This window comes from Aeribacillus sp. FSL K6-2848 (genome assembly GCF_038004325.1).
Taxonomy (GTDB): domain Bacteria; phylum Bacillota; class Bacilli; order Bacillales; family Aeribacillaceae; genus Aeribacillus; species Aeribacillus composti.
Window position 1 is genome coordinate 2,174,418 of record NZ_JBBOQQ010000001.1, and the last position, 23,412, is coordinate 2,197,829.

The window sequence follows — 23,412 nt, forward strand, 5'->3', positions numbered from 1 at the left end:
ATCTCATGAAAAAAGTGAAGATATTGCATACAAAACCGTTATGGATGTTGCCCATCTACATTTAATCGTAAGTGTTGTTATTGTGACATAGAAAAGGCAGTAGGGCGATTCCTAGTGCCTTTTGCCTTTTCTATATAAAAAATAAGGAGAGATTAAATATGAACATTCGCAGCTTTTACAAAGAGGATTGGCTGCAAGTGAAGGAAATTTACGAGCAAGGAATTGCGACAGGACAAGCAACGTTTGAAACGACAGTGCCACAATTCGAAAAATGGGAATCGACAATTGCTGAAAACTTGTGTCTGGTTGCTGAAGATGAAAAAGGTATTCAAGGCTGGTGTAAGATCAGTAAAGTATCAGATCGCTGCGTATATGCAGGAGTGGGAGAGGTGAGTGTATATGTTCGAGATGAGAGCCGAGGAAATGGTGTTGGAAAACAACTTCTGCAAGCCATGATCAAAGAATCGGAAGCAAAAGGATTTTGGACATTAAATGCAGGGATTTTCCCTGAAAACATACCAAGCTTACGTTTACATCAAAGTGTTGGATTTCGTGAAGTTGGTATACGACAACGTTTAGGAAAGTTAAATGGCGTATGGCGTGATGTTGTATTCCTTGAACGCCGCAGCAAAATTGTGGGTATAGATTAATCGTTGCTTTAAAAAAATGATAAACATTTCAATTGAACAGGAAGTGATGGAATTTGTTAGGTAAAAAGGAAAACAGCAATTTATCAAAATTTTCTTTATATATTGGAATGGATAAAGAAATTAAATATAATAAAAATGATAATCATTATCATTAATGGATTGTGGAAGGGGGTATTATGTTGACTTCACATTTATTGATTAGGGATATTCACGATTATTTTGATCATTTCAGTCAACTTGTGCATGGACATGTTCAAAACAATGATTGGGAACAACAGTTTTTCCTGCCTTCACATATTGGGAACGGAACGGTTGACATCATTGCATCTAGGGGTTAAGCAAAAAATAACAGGTAATGAACGATAAGCAAAACAGGCGCGAAATGTTTATATATTTTTGGTAAAATCCTCTTGAAATATTCAGAAAATTCTTTTAAAATAAGTGTAAACTTCATCCTATCTACCTTTTACAGGTGAAGGTAATGAAGATATCTCTTCTTATCTTAATTTAACAGTTGACTGATAAGATTCCATTTCCAGCCTTAGCCGGCTGGTTCAAATGGTTCGTAAAGCCAGTCCATATCACTAAAGTGTGTTTGGGCTGGCTTTATTGTTTTTAAGAAACCTTTTTCAATAGGAGGCGGTGAACATCGGAGGCGCACTAGAGGGTGTAAAGGTATTAGATTTGACTAGGGTGCTTGCCGGCCCATATTGTACAATGATTTTGGCAGACCTCGGAGCAGATGTCATTAAGGTAGAAGCCCCGGGCGGCAGCGACGAAACGAGGTTCTGGGGACCGCCGTTTCAAAACGGTGTCAGTGCTTACTATTTATGTGCAAATCGCAATAAGCGAAGCATTACCGTGAATCTGAAATCGGAAGAGGGCAGGAAAATCATTCGAATTCTGGCAAAAGAAGCGGACGTGCTCATTCATAATTTTAAAACTGGATCGATGGAAAAATGGCAGCTCGACTACGACTCCTTACAAAAAATAAATTCACGGCTCGTCTATTGTTCCATCACGGGATTCGGGGAAACGGGCCCGTACCGGTATCTGCCGGGTTATGACTTTATTATTCAAGGGATGAGCGGCCTGATGAGTATAACCGGAAGCGAAGAGAGCGGTCCAATGAAAATCGGTGTTGCCATGGTGGATATTTTAACAGGATTATATTCGGTCATTTCCATTGAAGCGGCTTTGTTGGAAAGGGGAAGATCGGGCAAGGGGCAAAAAATTGATCTATCACTGATGGATACAGCGGTCAGCTCGCTTGCCAATGTCGCCAGCAATTATCTAATTTCCGGGAAGGTACCGCGTAGACTCGGGAATGACCATCCGAATATAGTCCCTTATTCGAAATTCAAAGCGTTAGATGGGGACATAATTATCGCCGTCGGGAATAACCGGCAGTTTGCCACACTATGTGAAGTAATGGGGCTGAGCGAAATGGCAATGGATGCTCGCTTCTGTACGAATGTGGCAAGAATGGAAAATAAGCTGGAGCTGACGAGGATTTTAGAAGACCAGCTCCAGCTCAAATCGGTCAATGAGTGGATAAAACTGTTTTCAGAAAAAAATATTCCATGCGGTCCCATCCATACTATAGATCAAGTATTTGAACATCCACAAGTTTTGGCCCGTGATATGGTTGTCCAAGTCGAACACCCGGAAGCAGGAATGGTAAAACTCGTTGGTTCGCCTGTTAAACTATCAAGAACGAATACAAAGATAGAACGTCATCCGCCGATGGTCGGGGAGCATACATGGGAAATCCTGCAGGAAGCTGGATTTTCATTTGAGGAGATTACCTATTTTAAAGAGAATAACATTATTTAATCGCGGGAGGAGTTTTTAAGATGAATTTTGAATTCACAGAAGAACAACGGATGTTGAGAAAGATGGTCAGAAATTTTGTTGATAAGGAAATTATCCCGAATATGCGAGAGTGGGATGAACGGGGATATTTCGATACGATCATTTGGAAGCGCTTAAAAGAATTAGGCTTGCTGGGTGTCTGCATCCCTGAAAAATACGGCGGCAGCGGAATGGATTATAATTCGCTGGCCATCGTTTGTGAAGAACTGGAAAGAGGCGACACAGCTTTCCGCACGGCGGTATCCGTTCATACCGGATTAAACAGTATGACGTTGTTACAGTGGGGGACCGAAGAACAAAAGCAAAAATATCTCGTTCCACAAGCAAAAGGTGAAAAAATCGGCGCCTTTGGCTTAACAGAACCGGGAGCTGGATCTGACGTGGCATCACTTGGAACAACGGCTGTTAAAGACGGTGACAACTACATTTTAAACGGCTCCAAAACATGGATATCTTTATGCGATGTCGCCGATCATTTTATCGTGTTTGCGTATACAGATAAATCGAAAAAGCATCATGGAATTTCCGCCTTTATCGTCGAACGCACTATGCCTGGATTTTCATCCAAGTCCATTAAAGGAAAGCTCGGAATCCGATCCGGAAATACAGGAGAATTGTTCTTTGATCAGGTCCGTGTACCAAAAGAAAATTTACTTGGCCAAGAAGGAGAAGGATTCAAAATTGCGATGTCTGCGCTGGATAATGGACGTTTTACCGTTGCTGCAGGGGCAGTAGGCCTGATTATGGCATGTTTGGAAGAAAGTGTAAAATATTGTCACGAGCGTAAAACATTTGGCAAAGAAATTGGTAAACACCAGCTTGTCCAGCAAATGATTGCCAACATGGAAGCGGGATTGCAAATGAGCCGTTTATTGGTGTACCGTGCTGGAGAGCTCAAAAACAAAGGATTGCGCAATACGAGAGAAACATCTCTAGCCAAATGGCAGGCCTGTAATTTTGCCAATAAGGCCGCAGATGATGCGGTTCAAATTCACGGAGCCTACGGTTATTCCAATGAATATCCTGTTGAGCGCTTCCTAAGAAACTCCAAAGCTCCTGTTATTTACGAAGGAACAAGAGAAATCCACACCATTATGCAGGCAGAATATGTGCTTGGGTATCGTGAAGATAAGCCATTAAATAACATGCTGCCAGCCTGGCCCTTTGAATGTGATAAAGAGACAGTAACGGATAGTTAGGTACCAATCGATAGCAGGATCGGATTCCATTTTGCATCCGATCCCCTTATTGCTTATTGATTGATAGCTTCATACTGTTTATACAGATCTTTTAATGCGGCAATTAGGGCATTATTGGCCTTTCCTAAATAACCATTCTTTAACTCTTCCAACGGCTTTTCAATGCCGTTGCGCAAACTATGACCTTTCAAGAGCCTGGAAATATATTCTCTGCCGTGTTCGGTAGCAAGCGTACAGGAAGCATCCACAATCACACCATATAATTTATCAACCTCTGCTGTAATCGTTAAAGTTTCATAAACACTTCTGGCCGCCATCCCTGTCGGAAGTTTGGCGTGACCGGCAATAAAATAAGTATTCATCCATAATCTCTCCTAATCGTTTTATTTTTAGAATAATATGAAAATAATCAAATGATAAGACTATTGATAGATGAAATTTCCAATACATCCCTAACGAAAAAGTTATGAAAATGAAAATATGTGAAAGGCAGAATTAATAGCAAACTTATTTTATGTGGTACGCCATACTTGGTCATATACCTTCGTATATGATTTGAATGTATTTTCTCCCCGTTGGAACAAGTGCGTTCGATATCTATCGGATTAAAACAGGTAGTCGTTTGTTTAAAGTACCAAGGTACCCTAAAATTTACATCTTTAATGCTCGAATGAAGCGATATTTAGAGGTAAGCGTTCAGATTACGGAGCTCTTTCTCTCATTTGAAGTGATTTTTAATCGCTCTTATGAAGAAAAACTTATCATTGGAAGCGGAGGAATTTAGCAGCTTTTGTCGTAAACTAAATACAGAAAGGAATCTTTGTTAAGAACATCAACCATCCTGCGAATAAAAGAAAAAAAGGTTAAGGCAACACTATTGCATTAATCAAATAGATTCACGGGAGGTTGTTTAATAAGTAAGGTGGTGTTGTAATATGGATAGAACTACTATTTTTATAAGTTCTGTTGCACAAGATGCTCTTTCCTCTATACGAAACGCTGTATTTGAAGAATTAAAAAATATGGGGCATGAACCTATTCGCTTTGAAGATAGTATGCGATATATTCATCAAGATGCCATCCGAACTTGTTTGGAGTACGTATCAAGAAGTGATATCTTTCTGCTATTTATCGCGGATAAAGCAGGAACATTCTTAGAGGATGAAGGGAAAACTGTTACTCACCTTGAATTTTTACGTGCATATCACGAAAATAAACGTCTTATCGTGTATGTTCACGATATAGTTCTTGATACCTATTTTCGGACGATCAGACCTCAAATAAAACAATCGTTAGTACAGTATTTAAGCGAACACGGTAAAGAACCGGATTCAATGTTGAATTTTATAAGCGAAAATATTAAAGAGGAGCCTCATATTGCCGAAAATTACGTATGGTACTTTCTTTATGATGCAGAACAAAAAGGGATATATTTCGAAAAATGCTCATTAGGTGTCGAAATTCTTTCAAACATAAAAAGCTATCTTTCAGCTCTTTTCAAAGAAAGCCTTCAATACTTAAATATTCGTTCTGAAATAGAACGGAGCTTAGAACATGTAGAATTATACGGGGATTTTTATGAACTATCACTTGAATTCATAAGTTTATTGCGGAATGGGCAAATTACAAATTGGAGAAGGCTATTAGCGCTTTTACGATCTAAGATGGTCGGCTGCAATATTTACTCTACAAATACAAAGTACCAACAAGAAGCTATAGGAGCATTAATGGACTGTAAAGCCGTAACTCTTTACGAAAAAAGAGATAACCAGATGATTTGCAAAGAATATGATGGATTAACAACTCCTGAGAACTTTTCATTAGATGATACCTCTTCTTATGTTGTGCAAACATATAATGATCATAATCATGATGAAAAGCTATACTATTCACTGGAAAAAAGAATATGTTATTTCTTGTTTAAGGTAAAGACTTACGTATTTTGCTTTCATCTGCCGCTGCTAGGAGAGTGGGATTATTATAAACTGAAGGCTTACCAAGAGAATATATTTAATGCTATACTTGAATCAAAAGGATATTCTTATTGTTACTTTATCAAAATGCTGTTAGGAGGTCTCTCAAATGAACAATTATAAAGAAAATGTAATATTAATCGCCTCCGCACCACATGGATATGGAAAAAAAGTTGTAACGAATCGTCTTAGTCAAATGAAACGTGATCACGCAAACTTACAAAATAAACTTTCCCAAATAAAAAGTTCATTTCGTCATTCAAAATAAACGCTCATGATGAAGGAGTAATATCCATTTCTTCGAATGTTTCAAATTTGCACGTTCTACAATTTCAATATGTTCATAGCAGAAGAAGCCCATCTATCACCAAAGTATTCAAGAAGAAGGTCAGCAGAACTTTATGAAAAGAATGCCCAAACGGATATCATAAAAGAGTTGTTTGGAAAAGCAATTGGAGGGGACATATCTGTATTCGAAAAGTTGGAGAAGTTAGATAAATTATCAAACCAGATGCAGAAAGGAATTTTCGTTAAATTAATCAAATAGATTCTAACTTCACAAATTCACGACACAAATGAACCCCCCTGAAGAAATTCTCGAATTTGAAGGAGTAACCATTAAGGATACACACCATGAAAGCTTTGCAACATCAGTAAAAAGTAAGAATTTTCTTAGACATGAAAAAAAGTACGTGGAAGCATTGCGCTTATATGAAGAACTGTATCAAAAAGAACCAGGAAATTTAAATTATCGTTATAAATTAGCTGTAAGTACTCCTCATGATTGATGATTTAGAATAATAATTCATCTAATCGGATTTTCTTACAGTAAAACGCGGTGTTATAATTTGCGGGTTGAATATTAATGCATGAAATCTAAGAAAATCAAGTCGATCGGTTTGTTAAATTAACTGCTTTTTAACGATGTTCACTTTCTTAACTAGATAATTAATAAATATTGTGAATACATCAACAATAATAACTTAAATTAATTTTTTTCTAGTTCAGATTCCTTTGAAATGCTTGTTGCATTGGTGATAGAGATTTATAGAAAAGTTATTGTAACTGCATTGGAGAATCATTTAAAAGCATGTGGATTTGAAGTAAACTTAACTAAATTCGTTTATATATGAGCGGTCGTAAAACCATTAAGGAATTTTACGACTGGATTTATCTCATGACAAAGGATTGTACTTAAAACGCAAATTTGAAGTGTTCCCGGATCAAAATTTTGATACAGAAACATTGCAAAACGCAAAATTAAAGACAAAACATGCTGTTGCAGAAAGAAAAAAGCTTTTATCGATGAATATCGAAAAAAAATTATTGCATTCATCGAGCCATGTGAAACTGCATGAATTACATTAGGAACATATTATACATGGTTAAAACGTGACAAATCATTTAGCGAAGAATTTTATAAAATTAACGAAAGGGCAGTTAAGTAGTCAATAGCTGCTTTATATTTTTCAAATTTTAGTTTACATAATATATAGTGAAGGGCTTAAAAATAGAATTATAGGAAGTTCTCATAATTTATCATACAAAATTTGATAAAACGAATAAAAAATGATAATTATCGTTCAAAATACTTTATAAAATTTTAGCAAATATGTTCTTAAAAGTCTACTTTATTACAATTCTCCTAACTATAGCTTATAGAGACTCATTCTTTCAACATTTAATAACTTTGTTCAATTTGTTTCTGCCACTCATCATAGAGCAAGGTTTAGAATATCTGGTGGGATTGGCAGGCTCCATCATGGTAGCATAAGTGGGTGAATAAGCCGTATCGAGAGTGTGTTTGATGAATTTTGTCATGACCTTGTTTTTTTGCAGCTCTTGCTACTGGTGGTGCAGTCATTGCTGGAAAGTATATGGGTAGTAAGAAAATGGAAGAATCAAGAGAATCAGCGAATCAACTGGTATGGTTCGTCGGTACCGTTTCCATCATCATGGTCATTATTTATCTAATAAAACCGCTTATTTTGAATGGTCTTTTTGGACAGATTACGAATGAAGTACACAAAGATGCGAGTACTTGCCTGATGATTACAGCAATATCTATTCCGTATCTTTCATTATATAATGCGCCGGAGCTGCGATATTCCGTACGATGGGTAATTCAAAACTACCGATGCAGAAGGGCTGAAAGTACAGAAATTTATTTTTGGTGATATGATTGACAGAATGTAGGAAAGCATGCCTGATAATCAGAAGCATATTCAGAGTTATCTTTCGGCGTATTGTTTTGGTGATATATATATAAGAGGTGGACTGCATTTGAAGACAAGGGAACTGTTGACATTCTGTATCCTCTGTACCTTGGGTGGATGTGAGAATCAGATCCGCAGACATATTCAGAAAAATGTCAATATGGGCAATAATAAAGAAATTTTGATATCAGCTCTGACCAGTGTATCCCTTATATTGGGTTTCCAAGGACTTTGAACGCACTTGCCTGTATTAATGAAATGATTCCGGAATAAGTAAAAATCTAATGTCCAAAAGGGAGACACCGAATGGTTGGAACTCGTAACAAATGAAGAATATAACAATTTAAAATAAGCAGTTAAAAAATTTGAACAAGCATTTATGTTATGGATTAAATGCTTTTATCCATATATAATCATTTATATAAAGGAATTTGTGTTAAAAAACTTAATTATTTGCAAATAGATTACTTCAATTTTTTTAATAGTATTAATAAAAGATATTCAGGAGGGTGTTTATATGGCAGTTGAAAATGCTGCAAAAATTGAAAATCAGGATACACATAGCGCAATCCCTTCTTGGAGTGGTTACGATTATCAAGGTAAAGTAGCTATATACACAGTTTTGTCCATGATAAATATCATGGATATTGAATCTGAAGATATGAACAAATTTACGGTGGAAATTGAACATTTAGAGGATTTTTCAATAAAAAAAAATGGGTATTATCAATCGATTCACCAGGTTAAATCTTATCAACAAAAATATAGTCTAAGTTCCTACAAAGGAGCAGTGCTAGAACTTTTGGGTAAAGGTTCAAAATATAATAAAGTTAAGTCCGCACATCTACATACAGCTTGTCAAATTAATTCAGTTACAAAAGAAGAAGTGAAAAAACAAATCAAAGAATTTAATCCTGATAGTAAAGTAGAGCAATTTAAAGAATATAAAAAGCTACTTTTTGATGAAAACAAGTTTGATGAGGCATATGAAAAACTCTTCATTAATGATGATGATAAAACCTCTTTCAAAAGAGTAATCGACATAACTGATATTGAAGATGAAATAAAAAATCAAATAGAATTATTTTTTGAAAAAAACGAATCGAAAATTGATGTTAACTACGCTGCAACATCTGAAAATATAAATTTTATCTACTCAAATTTATTAGCTGAAATTGATCGGATTGTTGTCTCTCTTCATAAGAATAAAGATAACTCTCGCGAAATTCCCTTTTCTGTTTTTATTAAAATATTAACAGAAAAAAATGTTTTTCAATTAACCCCATGTACAGTTTCAAACTTTTTAAAAAATGAACTTTACAAATATTTTATTGAATACTGCGAAGAAAATGAATTATCTGAAGAAGAAAACGCTAAAGAATTAGAAGTTTGGTATAAAAATTGGCAGTTCGTTAAAGAGTTAAGTGATAAAGATTTTTTATTGATATGCCGAAAAATATCTCCTAACGTTTTTGTGAAAAATGCAGATTCTTTATCTATAAATGACTATCGCTCATTAATGAATGAAAACGGTGTTAAATATAGTTTGTTTCGTATGATTTTAGAATTGGAACATTTACCCACGTGTTTAAAAAATATTTACGTGTTAGAAAAAAATGGTGTCCATCATCTTATAACTACTATTGCAAACAGTCCAGGGAAAAATACAGTAAATTCTATTGGTAAAAAAATATTTAATAATTTAAAAAAACATAACGATTTATTACAACTTTTATATGATATTAATAAAATGATTAACTTGCATCTCGAAGGAACATTTAGCGGAGATATTTTTGAAATCGAAAAAGCGTATCAAGAAGAATTCCTAAAATCACCAAACACTTATAAAGAGAATATAACTCGTCCGAAAAAAATTGAATTTATCAAGGTTGATGAAGCAGTGGAGGTACTAAAATGAAACAAATAATTGAAAAAATATTTGAAGAAAAAGATTTTCTTATCGATAAAGAGTTACTAAAAGACCGGAATAATTTTTTTGCAGAAAGAACTAACAATAACAAATTTGATTTTTTCGTCGTTATGTTTGAATCACTAGATTCTTTTGAAAAAGAAAATGTTGAAAAAAAAATCGAAAATTTTCTTACAGAAATTATTATAACAAAAACTAATTATTTAGGGATAGATAAAAATCTATCATTATTACTGCTATTAAATATACCTACAAATGAGTATACAAAACAATTAAATAATTTAATTTATGATTTTGAGGAAGACCCGTATGATTTTAAAAAATATGTATTAGTATATACAGATAAACAAGTTGCGTTGTTAAAGGAAAGATTAACACAATCTGGGGAAAACATATTGAATTATCTTCAATATACATTACTTAATGCGGATAAGTTTACAGCTTTTAAACAGGGGATTTCGTCGGAGGAAACCTTAGAATATGATTTAATTACAAAACTTTATATCAAGTTGCCGTTTTTAAACATAAATTACGAAACAAAACAGCTCTCCAATGTGGAAGAAGAAATTAAGCAAGGCATTAATAAAGAAGATTACGAAATATGGGAAAAGCTAATTCAATATCAAAATGAGGAGCTTATTGAGGATGAACTAGATCTAGATCTTTTACTGCAAGAATTAGGAGTTGAGGGAATTGAATAAGTATATTATTAAAAAAATATATATTGAAAATTTTAAGTCAATTGATAAAGCAACCATTCATTTTAAGGGTGAAAATTTAAATATTTTAGATGGTCCAAACGGTTTTGGAAAAACTACAATCTTTGATGCTATAGAGTTAACATTAACAGGGAAAATTAGGCGCATCGAATCAAACAGAATAGTACCCGCAAATAAAGGATTTGAAGATCTATTATTAAGTAAAAATCAAAGAAAGCCAACAATTATAAAAATAGAATTTTCGAATCTCACAAAACCAAATGATAATATTGTATTGGCAAGGAAACTAAATAATTTTACTGATTTGACAAGTAAACAAAAGCGTCCAGAGATATTTGATCAGTATTATCTGTATAAATTGGAAAGCTTTGATGATGAAATTACCGAAACAAAACGAATTAAAAATGAAAAAGTAAATGAGTTATTTGGTATTAATAATTTGCATGATCGATTTCATCTTTATCATTATGTTGAGCAAGAAGAATGTACATTTCTATTTAAGCAAAATGAAAAAGATAGAATGATTGCAGTATCAAAATTATTTAATATTGAAAAAGAAACTAATCAGAATAAGTTTTTTGAAAAGATTAAAGGAAAATTAATAACAAAAAGAACCAACATAAAAAGAGAGATTGAGGCGGAAAAAAGAAATTATAACGAAGAAGACTTAAAAAAGGAAAATAAAGAATTAGAGTATTTCCCTCTAATTTCTGACTCTTCTATCGAAGGAATACCGTGGGATCAAAAAGAAATAAAACCATTGGATAAATCAATAAAAGATCAATATATGAATCAATTAGACGAAGTAATGCATTTTATAAAATTTTTTTCCGAATTTAAAAAAGAATTAAAAAACGAAGAAATTGACAATATCATTAAAAATGAAAATAAAATAAAAGCATTAATTATATTTAGTCACTTTAAATATAATTTTTCTGAATTAGAAAAAAAACATAAATTACAGAAAAAGCTTGAAACTATTTTAGAAATTTTAATAAATAAAGATATTATTGAGAAAACAATAGATTGGAGTTTTTTGTATAATACACTAAATATTGAGATTAATGTAGAAGAAATTATTAATAAAATAAACATTATTAAATCCATAAACAATCAAGCAAATGAACTATCTAAACTAGTAGAAAAGATGAATGAAACTCGTGAAAAATTACAGCAGCAATTTGAAAAATACATACAAATGAAGAAGGACAAAGATAATCAATGCCCACTTTGTGGAGCAGACTGGGATAGTTTTTTGGATTTAACTGAACATATTTCAATTAAAACAAAGGAATTTTATAGCGATTACGATAAGTCAACAAATACAGTCGTTTATGAAACAGAGGAACTTTATAAGAAGTATTTAAGTGCTATCATAAAAGAAATAGAAAATTTTTTATCAAAACCTGAGAATAAAATAGATGAAACTTTTATGAATCAATTAAAAAAATATTCAGGTGTTTCGAATAATATACAGAAAGCAAAAAATTGGTTTAAAGAGTTGGGAATTAATATAGAAAAGTATATAAATAGAGAAATGAAATATGTTGAGGACTTAGAAGAAAGAGTAGAACAAATAACAAATGATTTAATATCTAAAAAAATTGAAGTTAGTGATGAATGCAAAGAAAAGATGAATAGCTTTAAGCGCTTATATTCTGATCTCTTCAGAAAAAATGATGAACTGATTCAAAGTCTTGATGTAGAAAAAATTCAAAAAAAGAAGCGGTATATTGATTATTTATATCTACTTCAATCAAGCCAATCATATAAAAAAGTACAAGCCCTGCGAAAAAAATTAGAAAAAATAGAAAATTTAATTACATCATTAGAAAATATTATACGAGTATATAACAATAAGATAAACGAATATAGAGGAAAAATGATAAGTGATATTGAAATCCCGTTTTATATTTATAGTGGTAAAATCATTCAAAATCACCAAAGAGGACTTGGGGTATTTATTAAAGAAAAAGATGATTCCAGAGATAATCAATTAAAAACGATTAATTTTATTCCTCCAGAAAAAACAGATCATGATATTGTGCATTCATTCAGTTCTGGGCAATTGGCTGCAACTGTTATTGCATTTACCTTAGCTTTAAATAAAGTTTATAATAAAAATGGCATTTTTACTTTATTAATCGATGATCCAATACATACAATGGATGAAATGAATATGGCATCATTTGTAGAGCTTCTAAGAAATGATTTTGAAAACAAACAAATCATTCTTTCAACCCACGAAGATAAAGTTTCATTATATATTCGATATAAATTTTTGAAATACAATTATAGTGTGGGTAATATCAACGTAAAAGATCATTTATATATTGAAGCATAATTAAATAATTGAGCATTTTGCAAAATTAGATTTTTTGGATAAAAGTATAAAAAATAAAGCACTCGACAAATAGCTACCAGTATGTTATTTTACAAAATATTACAATAATCTTGTTTTCGGGCATACCTACAGAATTTTTCACATTGAATTTTTTTAAGCGGCTTTCTTCCCTTTATTTTCCTTTGCCATCGCTAGCGCTGAAACAAGTAATACAATAGCGTTCAGGTAAATATGGGTCTTTACTTTTTCAATTCCCCATACATGTAGGGAGTTCGCCGTAAGGTAGCTTTTCATTCTTGAATTACAGCGTTCTACACTTGTCCTCTCGTTGTAAAGCTCTTTCCAACGTTTTGTATCACGGTGCGGATTGGAATATCGGCGCACATCCTTTTTGATGTCGACTTTTACCACCATTCCATAGTTGGAAGATGAACAGGCTGCCATTCCTAATGGGCAATCCACTTTGCCGGTTGCGTGAGGACATCTGAACTTGAGCTGGTCCTTATCAGCTCCCCAATAAGTCATTTCATAACCCATGGAACAACGCGGAGTTCCATTGGAAGAAATCCCTTCAGGAGGCTCTTTTTCGTTGCGCAAATTGAGCGGGATAATGGCTTGCGCTCCAATGTTTTTGGCTGATTCATAGTTTTTTAGTTGGTCATATCCGCCATCCATGATCAGAAATTCAATTTTGGATTTGGTACGCTCTGCCACTTGCTCTATTAATTCTGGTGCGACTTCTCCATCGTTCACATGGGCAGGGGTTACTTTTATGGCTATTGGCAGTTCGCTTGCGGTATCGACTGAAAGATGCATCTTATAGCCAAACCAGGTAATTTTATTGCCGAAGGAATCATATTTTGCGCCCCAATTGGCATTACCCGTTTGTTCACTACGCTTTTTGGGCTGTTTCTTTTCATAGGCATCAATGGCGGCACTGTCGATGGCCTGGTGGCTGCCGTCAATTATTCCTTCCTCCTGAGCTAACTGTACCAAGTCAAGGAAGATCTTTTCAGCCAGCTTTTTTTTGGTAAGTGCCGCAAAAACCCGGCTGAGAGTGGAGATAGACGGTGCGGGGCGATCAATCGATAAACCGCATTGATAACGGAAACGAAGGTCTTTATCCAATCGATGATGAAGGGCGGTAAAGGTGTCGATGCCTTCGAGTGGGGCAGCGATGAGAGCCCTTAGAATCCCTTCTCTGGAATGACCGTCAGCCCCTCGGGGTGAAGAACTTCTCAACTGTTTAGCATAAGGGCGTAAATCAAGCGAGCTAAAAAAGATAGGTAATTTCTCTTTTGACTCTAATTTTTGCAGTTCTTCAAAGGAAAATAGGCTTTCTTGTAGAATATACAAAGTGACTTCCTCCTTTTGAATTTTTGTGGTTTCGTCACTTCAAAAATTCTACATTTTAGGGGTGAAGTCCTTTTTTATTTCGTTAAAAACCTTGTCACTCTTGGGTTAAAAAATCTGCAAAATGCTCAATTCAGAAATAAGTATGTAATCTACTAATAATTTTTGTGTAGGTTACATACTTTTTTTTGAATAAATTTTACCCGTTCGACTAGAAATAATATTATATAAATGTTTAAATACAAAAGTAAATATTTACCAAAAGGGGATGGTTGTTTGCGTATTGATCAGGAAGAGCATTTTAGAAGAGAAGTAATTGGTGCAATAAATACCTATATTAGAATGATAAACGAATCAGATAAATGGGATCCAGTTGGCTTAGGAATAATCGATAATGTATGGAATTCTCATTTGGAGGATAATGGAGATACCTTTGTTGCCACTTTGAATATTAAAGGAAATAAAGAAAAGATTTATTTTAAAAAGGATGATTGGAAATCATTTAATGCCAATATGATGGCAAATCAACAATTACAAAATCTTTTTAACCGTTTTTCAAGAGGAGATTATAATAAACTTAATCAAAAGAGTATCTGATTTATGAAAGTCCAAAAATCAAGCAAGAACTGAAGAAACAAGGGATTCGTGTGTCTCAAAAGACGGTGTCTATAAATAAAGATAATTTAGATATTCGAAATATCGTAGATCGGAGTCTTGTCAAAAACTTAATAGAAGAATTAAAAAGGAACAAAAAAAACAATAAATTCAGACGCTATTGTAATCAACGGTGATAAAATCCCCAATAACAACGGTTTAAAATTCCCCAATAATAACAGATAATCGTTTCGAAACAACATCTTAGATGGAGTGGAGAAACGATGCTGAAGATTGGGGAGTTTTTTATGGTTCGAGAGTTGTATCAGAAAGGCTGGACACAAACAGCGATTGCTAAAGAAACAGGGTTTGATCGGAAAACCATCCATAAATATCTCAAGGAGGACAAGCTTCCAGAGCGCAAAGTCAATAAGAAAAAGAAAGAAAGTAAAAGCGATGGGATACACCGGCAAGATCACGATATTAAGAGATTTTGTTCGACCTTATCGAGAACAGCAAAAGAAACAAGCTACCTTACGGTATGAAACACCACCAGGTAAACAAGCCCAAATGGACTGGGCCTAAGTAGGAAAGTATATGGTGGCCAATCAATACCAAGATATTTATGCGTTCGTTATGGTACTTGGTTATTCTCGGATGAAATATGTGGAGTTTACCACCAATATGAATATGGAAACCTTAATAAAATGCCATATGAACACATTTGCTTATTTTAACGGTATTCCTGAACAAATTCTCTATGACAACATGAAAACCGTTGTTCTCAAACATACTCCAGTGGAAATTCGATTTAATCGAAAGTTTGAGGATTTTCTAGCCTACTACGGTATTATTCCAAAAGCATGTCGACCGAAACGTCCCCAAACAAAGGGAAAAGTAGAAAGAGTAGTCAAGTATTTAAAAGAGAATTTTTTTCAACGAAAGCATGAATCTACTCTTCAAGCCTTAAACGAAGACATTCGAACTTGGATGGATCAAGTTGCCAATCGAAAACCGAATCAAACAACGAAAGAACCGCCGATTCAACGTTTTGAGAAGGAACAGAAGTTCCTTCAATCATGGGGAGTCAAACTGTTATTCCCTACGAATCGTTGGGAAACACGAGAGGTCAGTCGAGATTGTTTTGTTTCACACAGAGGAAAAAAATATTCTGTTCCCTATCGCTACGCAGGACAAACGGTCAAAATAAAAGAAACGCTTATTGAGATTTATGATGAACAGGAATGTATCGCGAGACATCCGATATGGATTGGGCAGGCATCCGCACAGATCCAAATGGAACATTTATTGGTTCCGTTGTAAACAAATTATTCCTTGTATAACCAACTTTCTTTTCCGCATTGCCTTTCTCATGTCCACTAGACGGGTTACACGGTTGAACTTCAAAGCCATAGTGACATTTAAATCTAATAAAAGAGTCAGTGTATGTTCGCTTGTCCCCTTTACCAATTGAAACAACTACTACAGCTAAGTTATCAATTCGTAAATAGGTTGGAACTCCCCCCGCCTGATGAAACAGTTGTTTTAATCCTTCTAGGAAACATTCCGTATTTTCACTTTTTGCAACAGTCATGTTACCGAAATCCACTTGTGCTTCTCCAGGAGAGAGTTTCTTCAAAACTTTCTCCATCTGCGTATTTCTTAACTGTCCTCCAATTACGGCCAGTCTTTCTTGCAATTTCATTTATTGACAAATCTTCTTTCTCTCTTAAATGTTTGATATAATTAACTTCAGGCATTGCTAGCATCCTTTCATTTCCTCCCACTGTTAAGATCGCTCAATCTATACAGTAGGAGTTATTTTAGGGGCTGGCAAGCCTATTTTTTATGCAGTTAAGTTCTGCACAAATTCCTTGCAAATCTCTGTACTTTTATTTTGCAATAAACAGGAGCAATCCGGATTAGATTTAGTGTAAACTTAATTAGGTAATTCATCAGTCAATATTTATCTCGGCTTCCGCTCTTGATTTACACAAGATGATGTCTACTCAATTATCATTAATTGTATTGACTTTTTCGAAGGTGGTGTCATGGTGATCACTAAAATAAATTTTACAGATGGAACTTTTATTGCTTCCAAAGACGAATTTGGCTATCAGGAAGTGTTAGATGATTTTGATAATTGTAAGAAAATTAGAATAATTACATATAACATTTCAAAAGAAGAGGATATTTTAACTGAAAGTTTATTGGGATTAAAAGAAGATGTAGATATAGAGATAATTACAAATATTCCGGCTAGATTTGAATTTTACTCCAACTCATATAAAGGGCAGCATATGAGAAATACTGCTAGGACAAATATTAAGACATATTTAACAAAGTTAAAACCAGATAATTTCAGTGCAAAAATGATGCCTTTTTTTAATTTTAATAATCACTGTAAAATTATTGGTACTGAAAACATCATCTACATTGGAAGCCAAAATTTTTCAGAAGAAAGCCAAAAAAATTATGAAACAGGAGTAATCATTAAAGACCAAATTTTTATTGAGAATCTATATTCCACATTTTTTGAGCAATTAAAAGAAGAATCGATACCATATTTTGATGAGAGCTATGATGAATTAAGACTATTTTGTATAAGTATTTTAACGAGAATCAACAACCACTATAATCATATTAAAGATTCAATGTTCATTTATCATGAAAAAATCGATCAATGGATTTTTAATGATGATGAGACCAAGTTTTCGGTTAACGATTTTTATAAGTTAAAGTACGATTTATTGGAACTTGAACAGATAAAAACATTAATTGAAAATTTGGATGTAGATATATATGAATTAGAGGATGTAGTTCAGCGGTTACATGATATATTTTCTAACATAAATTCAACTAATCCTGTCTATCTATTATCAGATCAAGGCCCCTTTTATGATTATGTGAAATATAATTATGATGACATGTTTTGGGAGTGTTTTGATGAGTACAGGTTGGAAGCATATGATGAGTATCTCAGTGAATATCAGGAAAAAGCGATGAATGATGCTTCTAACATTTTGACAGATCTATTAGAAGAAGCAAGAGAAGATGTATACTTAATTTTTAACAGTTTAGAACAATTAATAAAATACCTAGAGGAATTAAATGTGATTCTAGAAAAATACTCTCACAAAGCCGTAAATAATAAAATCGATAATACTTAAAGAACGTGTTTCAAAACGCATAAGCGAGATACAGAAAGGAAGGAAAAATCTCGAAATTATATACAACAAAGTAATCAAAAACAACTTTCGAAAAAGAAGTATGAGCTTAACAAAAAAGTAGTAACAATAACAGTCAAAGCAAATGGCGATCACTAAACTCATTTAATTCATTTGATTTTTTGTCTTTCCAGAAATAAATAATTAAAAAAATTAGTTAAAAATCAAAATAAAAAATATTGACAATCAATATTAATTTGTTAAGACAATATCATATCAAAAAATCTGAAAAATGAATATAAACCAACAAGGGAAAACCCAAAATCATTTAGCATTACTTTTCGTGCTTTATGCACGTTTAGTGATGGTAATGGTTTGGGGTTTTTATTATGTATTGGAGGATGAAGTATATGGAAAAAACGAGAATTACGGCAAAAAGTACACTCATTGAAGCTTATATTGACTTTGAGAGTAAAAAAACTGGTCTAAAAATACGCGTCGCAGTTATAGCAATACTATAAGTGACGTTCAGGAAGATATGATTGCAAAAGGGATAGAACCCATACTAGAAGAATCTTGACTATGATTATGCATTAACATGGGAAAACGAAACTAAGACAGAGAAATTCTTTACTCCCCACGGATTTAGATATACTATTGCGACTTTGTTTCATGAAATCGGTGTATCAGAAGATAGTATTAGATTCTTATTGGGGCATTCAAATTTTGAACTGCGCAATCTTAGACATTACATTCTTAGCGACGCGAAATATATCAAGGAAATTAGAGCTGCGCAAACTCTATTAGAGTCATTATTTGAAACTACAATGTATCTTGAGACAAATCATAATATTAAAGTAGATTTGGATTTGGTTTTTCAAGAGTTTCCAAATGCTTTTGATAAACAAAACAAATACCCTAATTATGTAAATAACTTTACAGCGGAAATTATTTTTTTCTCGCTGTCCCAATTACGGCACGAGATTAATAAAAGAAGTCAAACTCAATTTGAAGATGGTATTACTTTCAAAGCTCCTGAATTGCATAATCCATTTCAAATCATGCCACAGCATGGATATGTGCCAATAAACAATCACATACCATTTAATGGAATATATAACCAAATACCGCAGGGAAGTTCAATGCCGTATAGCGGAGGAGGATACAACGGTTCATTGCAGCAACCAATATTTTTCACACACCGGTTACAGAATGGAAATAGATAACCAAATAACTACCCAGATTGGGTAGTTATTTGGTTATGAAGGAGCTTCAAAAATATTAAAGGAGTCGATTGCTTTCTTTTTCTGCTCAAAATCTACATGCGTATAGACTTGGGTTGTGACTAAACTTTCATGGCCAAGCAGATCCTGAACGATACGTAGATCGACATTTTCTTGAATCAGTAATGTGCAAAAGTATGACGCAAATGATGTAGAGAAAACCGTTTAGGTGGAAATCCAGCTTTTTCCAAAGTTTCTTTAATATTTTATGTAGACCTCGTGGGTTCAACCGGTCGCCATTCTTATTAATAAATACAGGTTGTGAAGGATGTAACAGGTACTCAGGTAAGCTGTTCTTATAGTTCACAATAAGAGGGACTATCATTGGGTGAAGAGGGAGTAGGCGTTCTTTTTTGCCTTTACCATGGATACGAATAGTGTTGTTAAATAGGTCAAGCTGCTCCCATGTTATGTCAACTAATTCAGATCTGCGCATACCAGTCGTTGCAAGTAATTTAAACATCAAATAAAAAATAGATAATTCGTTTAACAAAAAACTGACGAAAAATTATGAGGAACTTAGAAGAGGAAGTGCCTAATAATTGTTTTTATAGGAACTTGAAGGGAAGAACCCCTAACATTACGAAGAAATAAGTTAGTTTACATAATATATATTATAGGAAGTTAAGTAGATGGAATATCTCAAAAAGAAGATTACTTGTAGTAATGAGACAGAAAATGAAAAATGGAGGGCATCGAGTAAAAAAATATAAATTCATTTCGTTCCAATTGATTGCTTTCCGAAGAAAAAAATTTTTTGGGGTAACTGTTTAAGTCTTACCAGTTCATGAAAGGTTTTGAAACCAATTGGTTCTGACTCTCTAATTTCTCTGGTTTAGCGTCGAAATATTTTTATTTAAAGAATGTTCGAAACGATAAGGTTTTTTAAATCTTCTACTGACCGGGGAGCGTTTAATAATAACGGAACCATCAGTTCGATAATTTGCATTTTCTTTTTTCATATTCTCCCTCCTAAAAAATCAAGAAAGTAACTTTATAATATTTTAGTTTACATAATATGTTTATGTATAACTTTTTGTTCAAGCTTATCTGTTCCGCTTGCAAACAAATCGGGCAAGCAGGCGGCTAAATATTTGGCGTCCCCCGCCCCTTTTGCTCCCTATTTCTCATTTTTCTCATTTGGTAAAAACTGAACTCGATCGTTGAAAAACGTTTTATAGCCGAATTGCAGCGCTAAAAATGAAGAGATGCCGACACTGCCGGCAATGCCGATTAAAATGGCGATTTGGTATTCAATTGCAACTAAAGGGCTTGCCCCCGCTAAAATTTGCCCCGTCATCATTCCCGGCAAGAAGACAATTCCCATTCCGATCATGTTGTTAATCGTTGGCAAAATGGCGGAGTCAAAGGAAGAGTTGACGATATCTTTCGTCGCTTTTTCCGGCTTTGCTCCCAACATTAATGCTCCTTCAATGATATGTTTTTGCTTTGAAAAATTTTCGACCATTTGTTTCATTCCCAACGTGATGCCAGTCATGGAATTTCCGATAAACATGCCGGCAATTGGAATGAAATAACGAGGTTCATACCAAGGCTTAAAGTGAATAACAACTAAATTAAAGTAAAACAAGCATGCAATAGAACCAGCAATCATGGAAAAAGCAATGACGAATTTTAATTTTTTTGTTAATGGTGTGTCTAATTGCTTGTAAATATTATAAACTGCAAACGATTCCATCAAGAAAATGATCAGGAAAACAATCCAAGGCGACGGATGATCAAAAATAAACATTAATATGTATCCGACTAGCATTAGCTGCACAGACATGCGGATGGTTGCAATGATAATTCTTTTTTCCCTGTTGATTCCCCTTCTTTTTGTCAGCCATAATAAAATAACAATAAACAAGTAAGCGGAAATCAGTCTCCAAAATTCAATATTAATGACGCCGTTTTCCATGTGCCATCACCCTTATTTTTGAATTTGAATAATTTTGTCAGCATATGTTTCCGCCATTTCCACTGAATGCGTGACCATTATGACCGTTTTTCCTTTCTTACTTGCTTCGGTGAGGAAGGAGTTCATTACCTCGTCCTCTGTCCCTTTGTCTAATGCTGATGTCGGCTCATCCAGCAAAAAAACATCCGGTTCCATTAAAAATACCCTAGCAAGAGAAAGCCTTTGTTTTTCGCCGCCTGATAAGGAATCGGCATCTTCCTCTAGTTTTTTCTCCAATTTCACCAATTTTAACGCCTGAATGAGATAATGATCGTCACATTGTTTTTTCTCTGCAAAAATTCTTCCAATATTTAAATTTTCACGAATATTCCCGGTAAATACTATCGGCTGCTGAGAAAGCATGACAACTTCCCGCCTTAGTCTGATGGGATCCCATTCAAAGACAGAGCGCCCTTTATAATAAATTTCCCCTTCATCTGGTGAAAGCAAATGATTCAACATTTTTAATAATGTCGTTTTTCCGGAACCGCTTTGACCAATAATGCATGTTACTTGATTTTTTTCGATCTCGAGCTCTTCTATTGAAAGAATCTGTTTATATTTTAATCGCTTGATTTGAAACATTGCGGATTCTTCCTTCCTTTATACTATACGTATATGATTGCCATATAGGCTAAAGACTTTTCATGTCTTCCGCTTTTGTTCTCTAAAAACCATTTAAAAATGATCCGTTTATTAAAAATGGTCACAAAAACTAACATAAAAAAAGAAATCATCACCATGGTGATCACCCAAAGCCAAGCCATTTTCATATTTCCTGAATCCATTGCGACATAAATCGCTGTTGGCACGGTTTGTGTTTTACCCGGAATATTCCCGGCAAACATTAAAGTCGCTCCGAATTCTCCCAATGCTCTCGCAAAACTTAACACGAAACCTGATACGATCGATTTCATTGCTAACGGCAAGGAAACATAGACAAACACGTTCCATTCATTAGCCCCTTCCACTCTAGAAGCGTCCTCAATTTCCTTGTCAATCGCTTCAAAACCATTTTTCGCAGATTGGTACATCAATGGAAAAGCAACAACTGAAGATGCGATGACAGTTGCCCACCAACTAAATATAATCGGCTGGCCGAAAAGCCATTCCAGCGTCTTGCCAAGCCAACCATTTCTGCCGAACACGATGATCAGTAAAAATCCAACAACAGAAGGAGGCAATACGACCGGCAATAACAAGGCAGTTTCGATGAAAGACTTTCCTCTAAATCGCTTTCGTGCCATCAATTTGCCTAAGCAAACACCAGTAATCAACACAATCAACACGGAGACAAAAGCAGTTTTTAACGATAAAATGACCGGCGGCCAAAAATCGACCACATTAGTTCACCTGCTGAAATCCAAATTTTTTAAGAATCGACATTGCTTTTTCCCCTTGCAAAAATTGATAAAATGTCTCCGTTTCATCTGCGTGCTTTGTCCGTTTCATCATCGCCATCGGATAGACAATTCGGGAATGTGTTTTTGGGTCAATGGCAGCCGAAATTTTCACTTTTTTGGACTTCTTGGCATCTGTTCGATACACAATGCCAGCATCAACATTTTTCGTTTCTACATATGCCAGCACTTGGCGGACATCTTTTGCATAAATCATTTTAGGTTCAATCTTGTCCCAAATATGTACACTTTGCAGCGCTTCTTTTGCATATGTTCCGGCTGGAACCGCCCCGGGCGTACCAATAGCAATCCGCTTAATGTGCACCGCTGCTAAATCTTCCAGATGATCGGCAACTTGATTTGCGTCATTAGGCACAACCAAAACTAGCTCATTGCCGGCAAGATTTGTTTCTTTCTTAATGAATCCTTTGTCTCTCAGCGGTTTAAGTTGTTCTTTCCCCGCCGATATGAACAGATCCGTTGGCGCTCCTTGCAAAATTTGCCTTTGCAAAGTACCTGAACCGCCAAAATTCAATGACAAATGGATATTCCGATGCTCACGTTCAAAGGATTTTTTTATTTTCTGCATACAATCTTTTAAACTTGCCGCAGAAGAAATCGTCAACTCTACCTTTTCCTGCTTTGGAGGATTGCAGCCTGCCAAAATGAGGATCATCAATATAAAAATAACAAACATTTTCTTCCTTTTCACATTTCTTACCCTCCTAAAGAATCATAGTTTTTGCGTA

23 protein-coding genes and 2 pseudogenes are annotated in these 23,412 nt (G+C 34.4%); 15 read left to right on the plus strand and 10 right to left on the minus strand.

Annotation, left to right across the window (positions count from 1 at the left end; translation table 11 throughout):
* Window positions 1–158: 158 nt before the first annotated feature.
* From NSS70_RS10490 to NSS70_RS10505, 4 genes are all read left to right on the plus strand, one after another.
* Window positions 159–650, plus strand: a complete 492-nt coding sequence (locus tag NSS70_RS10490; protein ID WP_340881477.1) for a GNAT family N-acetyltransferase — start codon at window positions 159–161, stop codon at window positions 648–650.
* A gap of 176 nt (window positions 651–826) precedes the next feature.
* Window positions 827–988: a hypothetical protein gene (locus tag NSS70_RS10495; RefSeq protein ID WP_340881479.1), complete on the plus strand. Its 162-nt coding sequence runs from the start codon at window positions 827–829 to the stop codon at window positions 986–988.
* A 310-nt stretch (window positions 989–1,298) separates the two neighbouring features.
* Window positions 1,299–2,486 (plus strand): CaiB/BaiF CoA transferase family protein, encoded by a 1,188-nt coding sequence (locus tag NSS70_RS10500; RefSeq protein ID WP_339200002.1) that lies wholly within the window; start codon window positions 1,299–1,301, stop codon window positions 2,484–2,486.
* 20 nt (window positions 2,487–2,506) lie between these two features.
* On the plus strand, window positions 2,507–3,724 hold the full coding sequence (locus NSS70_RS10505; RefSeq protein WP_117017190.1) for an acyl-CoA dehydrogenase family protein: 1,218 nt from the start codon (window positions 2,507–2,509) through the stop codon (window positions 3,722–3,724).
* A 53-nt stretch (window positions 3,725–3,777) separates the two neighbouring features.
* Here NSS70_RS10505 and NSS70_RS10510 read toward each other — a convergent pair whose 3' ends face one another.
* On the minus strand, window positions 3,778–4,086 hold the full coding sequence (locus tag NSS70_RS10510) for a DUF3870 domain-containing protein (RefSeq protein WP_063388312.1): 309 nt from the start codon (window positions 4,084–4,086) through the stop codon (window positions 3,778–3,780).
* A gap of 573 nt (window positions 4,087–4,659) precedes the next feature.
* Here NSS70_RS10510 and NSS70_RS10515 point away from each other — a divergent pair.
* The 7 genes from NSS70_RS10515 (at window position 4,660) to NSS70_RS10545 (ending at window position 12,906) form a co-directional block, all read left to right on the plus strand.
* Window positions 4,660–5,820 carry a DUF4062 domain-containing protein gene (locus NSS70_RS10515; protein WP_340881481.1) on the plus strand — a complete coding sequence of 387 codons (1,161 nt, stop codon included), beginning with the start codon at window positions 4,660–4,662 and terminating at the stop codon, window positions 5,818–5,820.
* Window positions 5,807–5,965, plus strand: a complete 159-nt coding sequence (locus NSS70_RS10520) for a hypothetical protein (protein WP_165381934.1) — start codon at window positions 5,807–5,809, stop codon at window positions 5,963–5,965. Before NSS70_RS10515 ends, NSS70_RS10520 begins: the two co-directional genes overlap by 14 nt.
* A gap of 1,609 nt (window positions 5,966–7,574) precedes the next feature.
* Window positions 7,575–7,874 carry an MATE family efflux transporter gene (locus NSS70_RS10525; RefSeq protein WP_340881483.1) on the plus strand — a complete coding sequence of 100 codons (300 nt, stop codon included), beginning with the start codon at window positions 7,575–7,577 and terminating at the stop codon, window positions 7,872–7,874.
* A 25-nt stretch (window positions 7,875–7,899) separates the two neighbouring features.
* Entirely contained in the window at window positions 7,900–8,148 is a 249-nt protein-coding gene (locus NSS70_RS10530) for a carboxymuconolactone decarboxylase family protein (protein WP_340881485.1), read from the plus strand.
* A 282-nt stretch (window positions 8,149–8,430) separates the two neighbouring features.
* Window positions 8,431–9,831, plus strand: a complete 1,401-nt coding sequence (locus NSS70_RS10535; protein WP_340881487.1) for an ABC-three component system protein — start codon at window positions 8,431–8,433, stop codon at window positions 9,829–9,831.
* Window positions 9,828–10,544 carry an ABC-three component system middle component 1 gene (locus NSS70_RS10540; RefSeq protein WP_340881489.1) on the plus strand — a complete coding sequence of 239 codons (717 nt, stop codon included), beginning with the start codon at window positions 9,828–9,830 and terminating at the stop codon, window positions 10,542–10,544. Before NSS70_RS10535 ends, NSS70_RS10540 begins: the two co-directional genes overlap by 4 nt.
* Window positions 10,537–12,906 carry an AAA family ATPase gene (locus tag NSS70_RS10545; RefSeq protein ID WP_340881491.1) on the plus strand — a complete coding sequence of 790 codons (2,370 nt, stop codon included), beginning with the start codon at window positions 10,537–10,539 and terminating at the stop codon, window positions 12,904–12,906. The genes NSS70_RS10540 and NSS70_RS10545 overlap by 8 nt, the downstream gene beginning before the upstream one ends.
* Before the next feature lie 153 nt (window positions 12,907–13,059).
* Here NSS70_RS10545 and NSS70_RS10550 read toward each other — a convergent pair whose 3' ends face one another.
* Window positions 13,060–14,262 (minus strand): transposase, encoded by a 1,203-nt coding sequence (locus NSS70_RS10550; RefSeq protein ID WP_339192838.1) that lies wholly within the window; start codon window positions 14,260–14,262, stop codon window positions 13,060–13,062.
* Between the two features lie 273 nt (window positions 14,263–14,535).
* On the opposite strand from NSS70_RS10550, the gene NSS70_RS10555 reads away from it, so the two are divergent.
* The gene (locus NSS70_RS10555; RefSeq protein ID WP_340881493.1) at window positions 14,536–14,856 is read left to right on the plus strand and encodes a hypothetical protein; all 321 of its coding nucleotides are present in this window, start codon (window positions 14,536–14,538) and stop codon (window positions 14,854–14,856) included.
* A 281-nt stretch (window positions 14,857–15,137) separates the two neighbouring features.
* Window positions 15,138–16,161: pseudogene (gene istA, locus NSS70_RS10560) on the plus strand (IS21 family transposase); the annotation flags it as partial.
* On the opposite strand, the pseudogene NSS70_RS20865 reads toward istA, so the two are convergent.
* Window positions 16,160–16,622 (minus strand): annotated as a pseudogene (locus NSS70_RS20865) (IS21 family transposase); the annotation flags it as partial. The pseudogenes istA and NSS70_RS20865 sit on opposite strands and share 2 nt — an antisense overlap.
* Window positions 16,623–16,904: 282 nt before the next feature.
* Between NSS70_RS20865 and NSS70_RS10570 the strand changes: the two are divergent.
* Together NSS70_RS10570 and NSS70_RS10575 are read left to right on the plus strand one after the other, a co-directional pair.
* The gene (locus tag NSS70_RS10570; RefSeq protein ID WP_340881495.1) at window positions 16,905–18,023 is read left to right on the plus strand and encodes a phospholipase D-like domain-containing protein; all 1,119 of its coding nucleotides are present in this window, start codon (window positions 16,905–16,907) and stop codon (window positions 18,021–18,023) included.
* Between the two features lie 662 nt (window positions 18,024–18,685).
* Complete coding sequence (locus NSS70_RS10575; protein WP_340881497.1) at window positions 18,686–19,246, plus strand: hypothetical protein; 561 nt, start codon at window positions 18,686–18,688, stop codon at window positions 19,244–19,246.
* Window positions 19,247–19,279: 33 nt separating this feature from the next.
* On the opposite strand, the gene NSS70_RS20870 is transcribed toward NSS70_RS10575, so the two are convergent.
* The 7 genes from NSS70_RS20870 to modA all read right to left on the minus strand — a co-directional run bounded on the left by NSS70_RS20870 (window position 19,280) and on the right by modA (window position 23,375).
* Entirely contained in the window at window positions 19,280–19,426 is a 147-nt protein-coding gene (locus NSS70_RS20870) for a tyrosine-type recombinase/integrase (protein WP_445290598.1), read from the minus strand.
* Window positions 19,374–19,766, minus strand: a complete 393-nt coding sequence (locus tag NSS70_RS10580; protein ID WP_340882506.1) for a site-specific integrase — start codon at window positions 19,764–19,766, stop codon at window positions 19,374–19,376. Before NSS70_RS10580 ends, NSS70_RS20870 begins: the two co-directional genes overlap by 53 nt.
* Before the next feature lie 358 nt (window positions 19,767–20,124).
* Window positions 20,125–20,265, minus strand: a complete 141-nt coding sequence (locus NSS70_RS10585) for a hypothetical protein (protein ID WP_340881499.1) — start codon at window positions 20,263–20,265, stop codon at window positions 20,125–20,127.
* Window positions 20,266–20,423: 158 nt separating this feature from the next.
* Window positions 20,424–21,224 (minus strand): ABC transporter permease, encoded by an 801-nt coding sequence (locus tag NSS70_RS10590; RefSeq protein WP_340881500.1) that lies wholly within the window; start codon window positions 21,222–21,224, stop codon window positions 20,424–20,426.
* Between the two features lie 12 nt (window positions 21,225–21,236).
* Window positions 21,237–21,848 (minus strand): ABC transporter ATP-binding protein, encoded by a 612-nt coding sequence (locus NSS70_RS10595; RefSeq protein ID WP_340881502.1) that lies wholly within the window; start codon window positions 21,846–21,848, stop codon window positions 21,237–21,239.
* A gap of 23 nt (window positions 21,849–21,871) precedes the next feature.
* Window positions 21,872–22,606 (minus strand): molybdate ABC transporter permease subunit, encoded by a 735-nt coding sequence (gene modB / locus NSS70_RS10600; protein ID WP_340881504.1) that lies wholly within the window; start codon window positions 22,604–22,606, stop codon window positions 21,872–21,874.
* A 1-nt stretch (window position 22,607) separates the two neighbouring features.
* Entirely contained in the window at window positions 22,608–23,375 is a 768-nt protein-coding gene (gene modA, locus NSS70_RS10605; RefSeq protein WP_340881506.1) for a molybdate ABC transporter substrate-binding protein, read from the minus strand.
* Window positions 23,376–23,412 lie beyond the last annotated feature (37 nt).

Excerpts from the sequence above, each read along its gene's own strand:
- NSS70_RS10490 (WP_340881477.1), top strand. The coding sequence starts at position 159 with ATGAACATTCGCAGCTTTTACAAAGAGGATTGGCTGCAAGTGAAGGAA.
- NSS70_RS10535 (WP_340881487.1), top strand. The coding sequence starts at position 8,431 with ATGGCAGTTGAAAATGCTGCAAAAATTGAAAATCAGGATACACATAGC.
- NSS70_RS10525 (WP_340881483.1), top strand. The coding sequence starts at position 7,575 with ATGGGTAGTAAGAAAATGGAAGAATCAAGAGAATCAGCGAATCAACTG.
- NSS70_RS10570 (WP_340881495.1), top strand. The coding sequence starts at position 16,905 with ATGGTGATCACTAAAATAAATTTTACAGATGGAACTTTTATTGCTTCC.
- NSS70_RS10530 (WP_340881485.1), top strand. The coding sequence starts at position 7,900 with ATGCCTGATAATCAGAAGCATATTCAGAGTTATCTTTCGGCGTATTGT.
- NSS70_RS10590 (WP_340881500.1), bottom strand. The coding sequence starts at position 21,224 with ATGGAAAACGGCGTCATTAATATTGAATTTTGGAGACTGATTTCCGCT.
- NSS70_RS10585 (WP_340881499.1), bottom strand. The coding sequence starts at position 20,265 with ATGAAAAAAGAAAATGCAAATTATCGAACTGATGGTTCCGTTATTATT.
- NSS70_RS10540 (WP_340881489.1), top strand. The coding sequence starts at position 9,828 with ATGAAACAAATAATTGAAAAAATATTTGAAGAAAAAGATTTTCTTATC.
- NSS70_RS10580 (WP_340882506.1), bottom strand. The coding sequence starts at position 19,766 with ATGTTTAAATTACTTGCAACGACTGGTATGCGCAGATCTGAATTAGTT.
- NSS70_RS10515 (WP_340881481.1), top strand. The coding sequence starts at position 4,660 with ATGGATAGAACTACTATTTTTATAAGTTCTGTTGCACAAGATGCTCTT.
- NSS70_RS10510 (WP_063388312.1), bottom strand. The coding sequence starts at position 4,086 with ATGAATACTTATTTTATTGCCGGTCACGCCAAACTTCCGACAGGGATG.
- NSS70_RS10595 (WP_340881502.1), bottom strand. The coding sequence starts at position 21,848 with ATGTTTCAAATCAAGCGATTAAAATATAAACAGATTCTTTCAATAGAA.
- NSS70_RS10505 (WP_117017190.1), top strand. The coding sequence starts at position 2,507 with ATGAATTTTGAATTCACAGAAGAACAACGGATGTTGAGAAAGATGGTC.
- NSS70_RS10520 (WP_165381934.1), top strand. The coding sequence starts at position 5,807 with ATGAACAATTATAAAGAAAATGTAATATTAATCGCCTCCGCACCACAT.
- NSS70_RS10495 (WP_340881479.1), top strand. The coding sequence starts at position 827 with ATGTTGACTTCACATTTATTGATTAGGGATATTCACGATTATTTTGAT.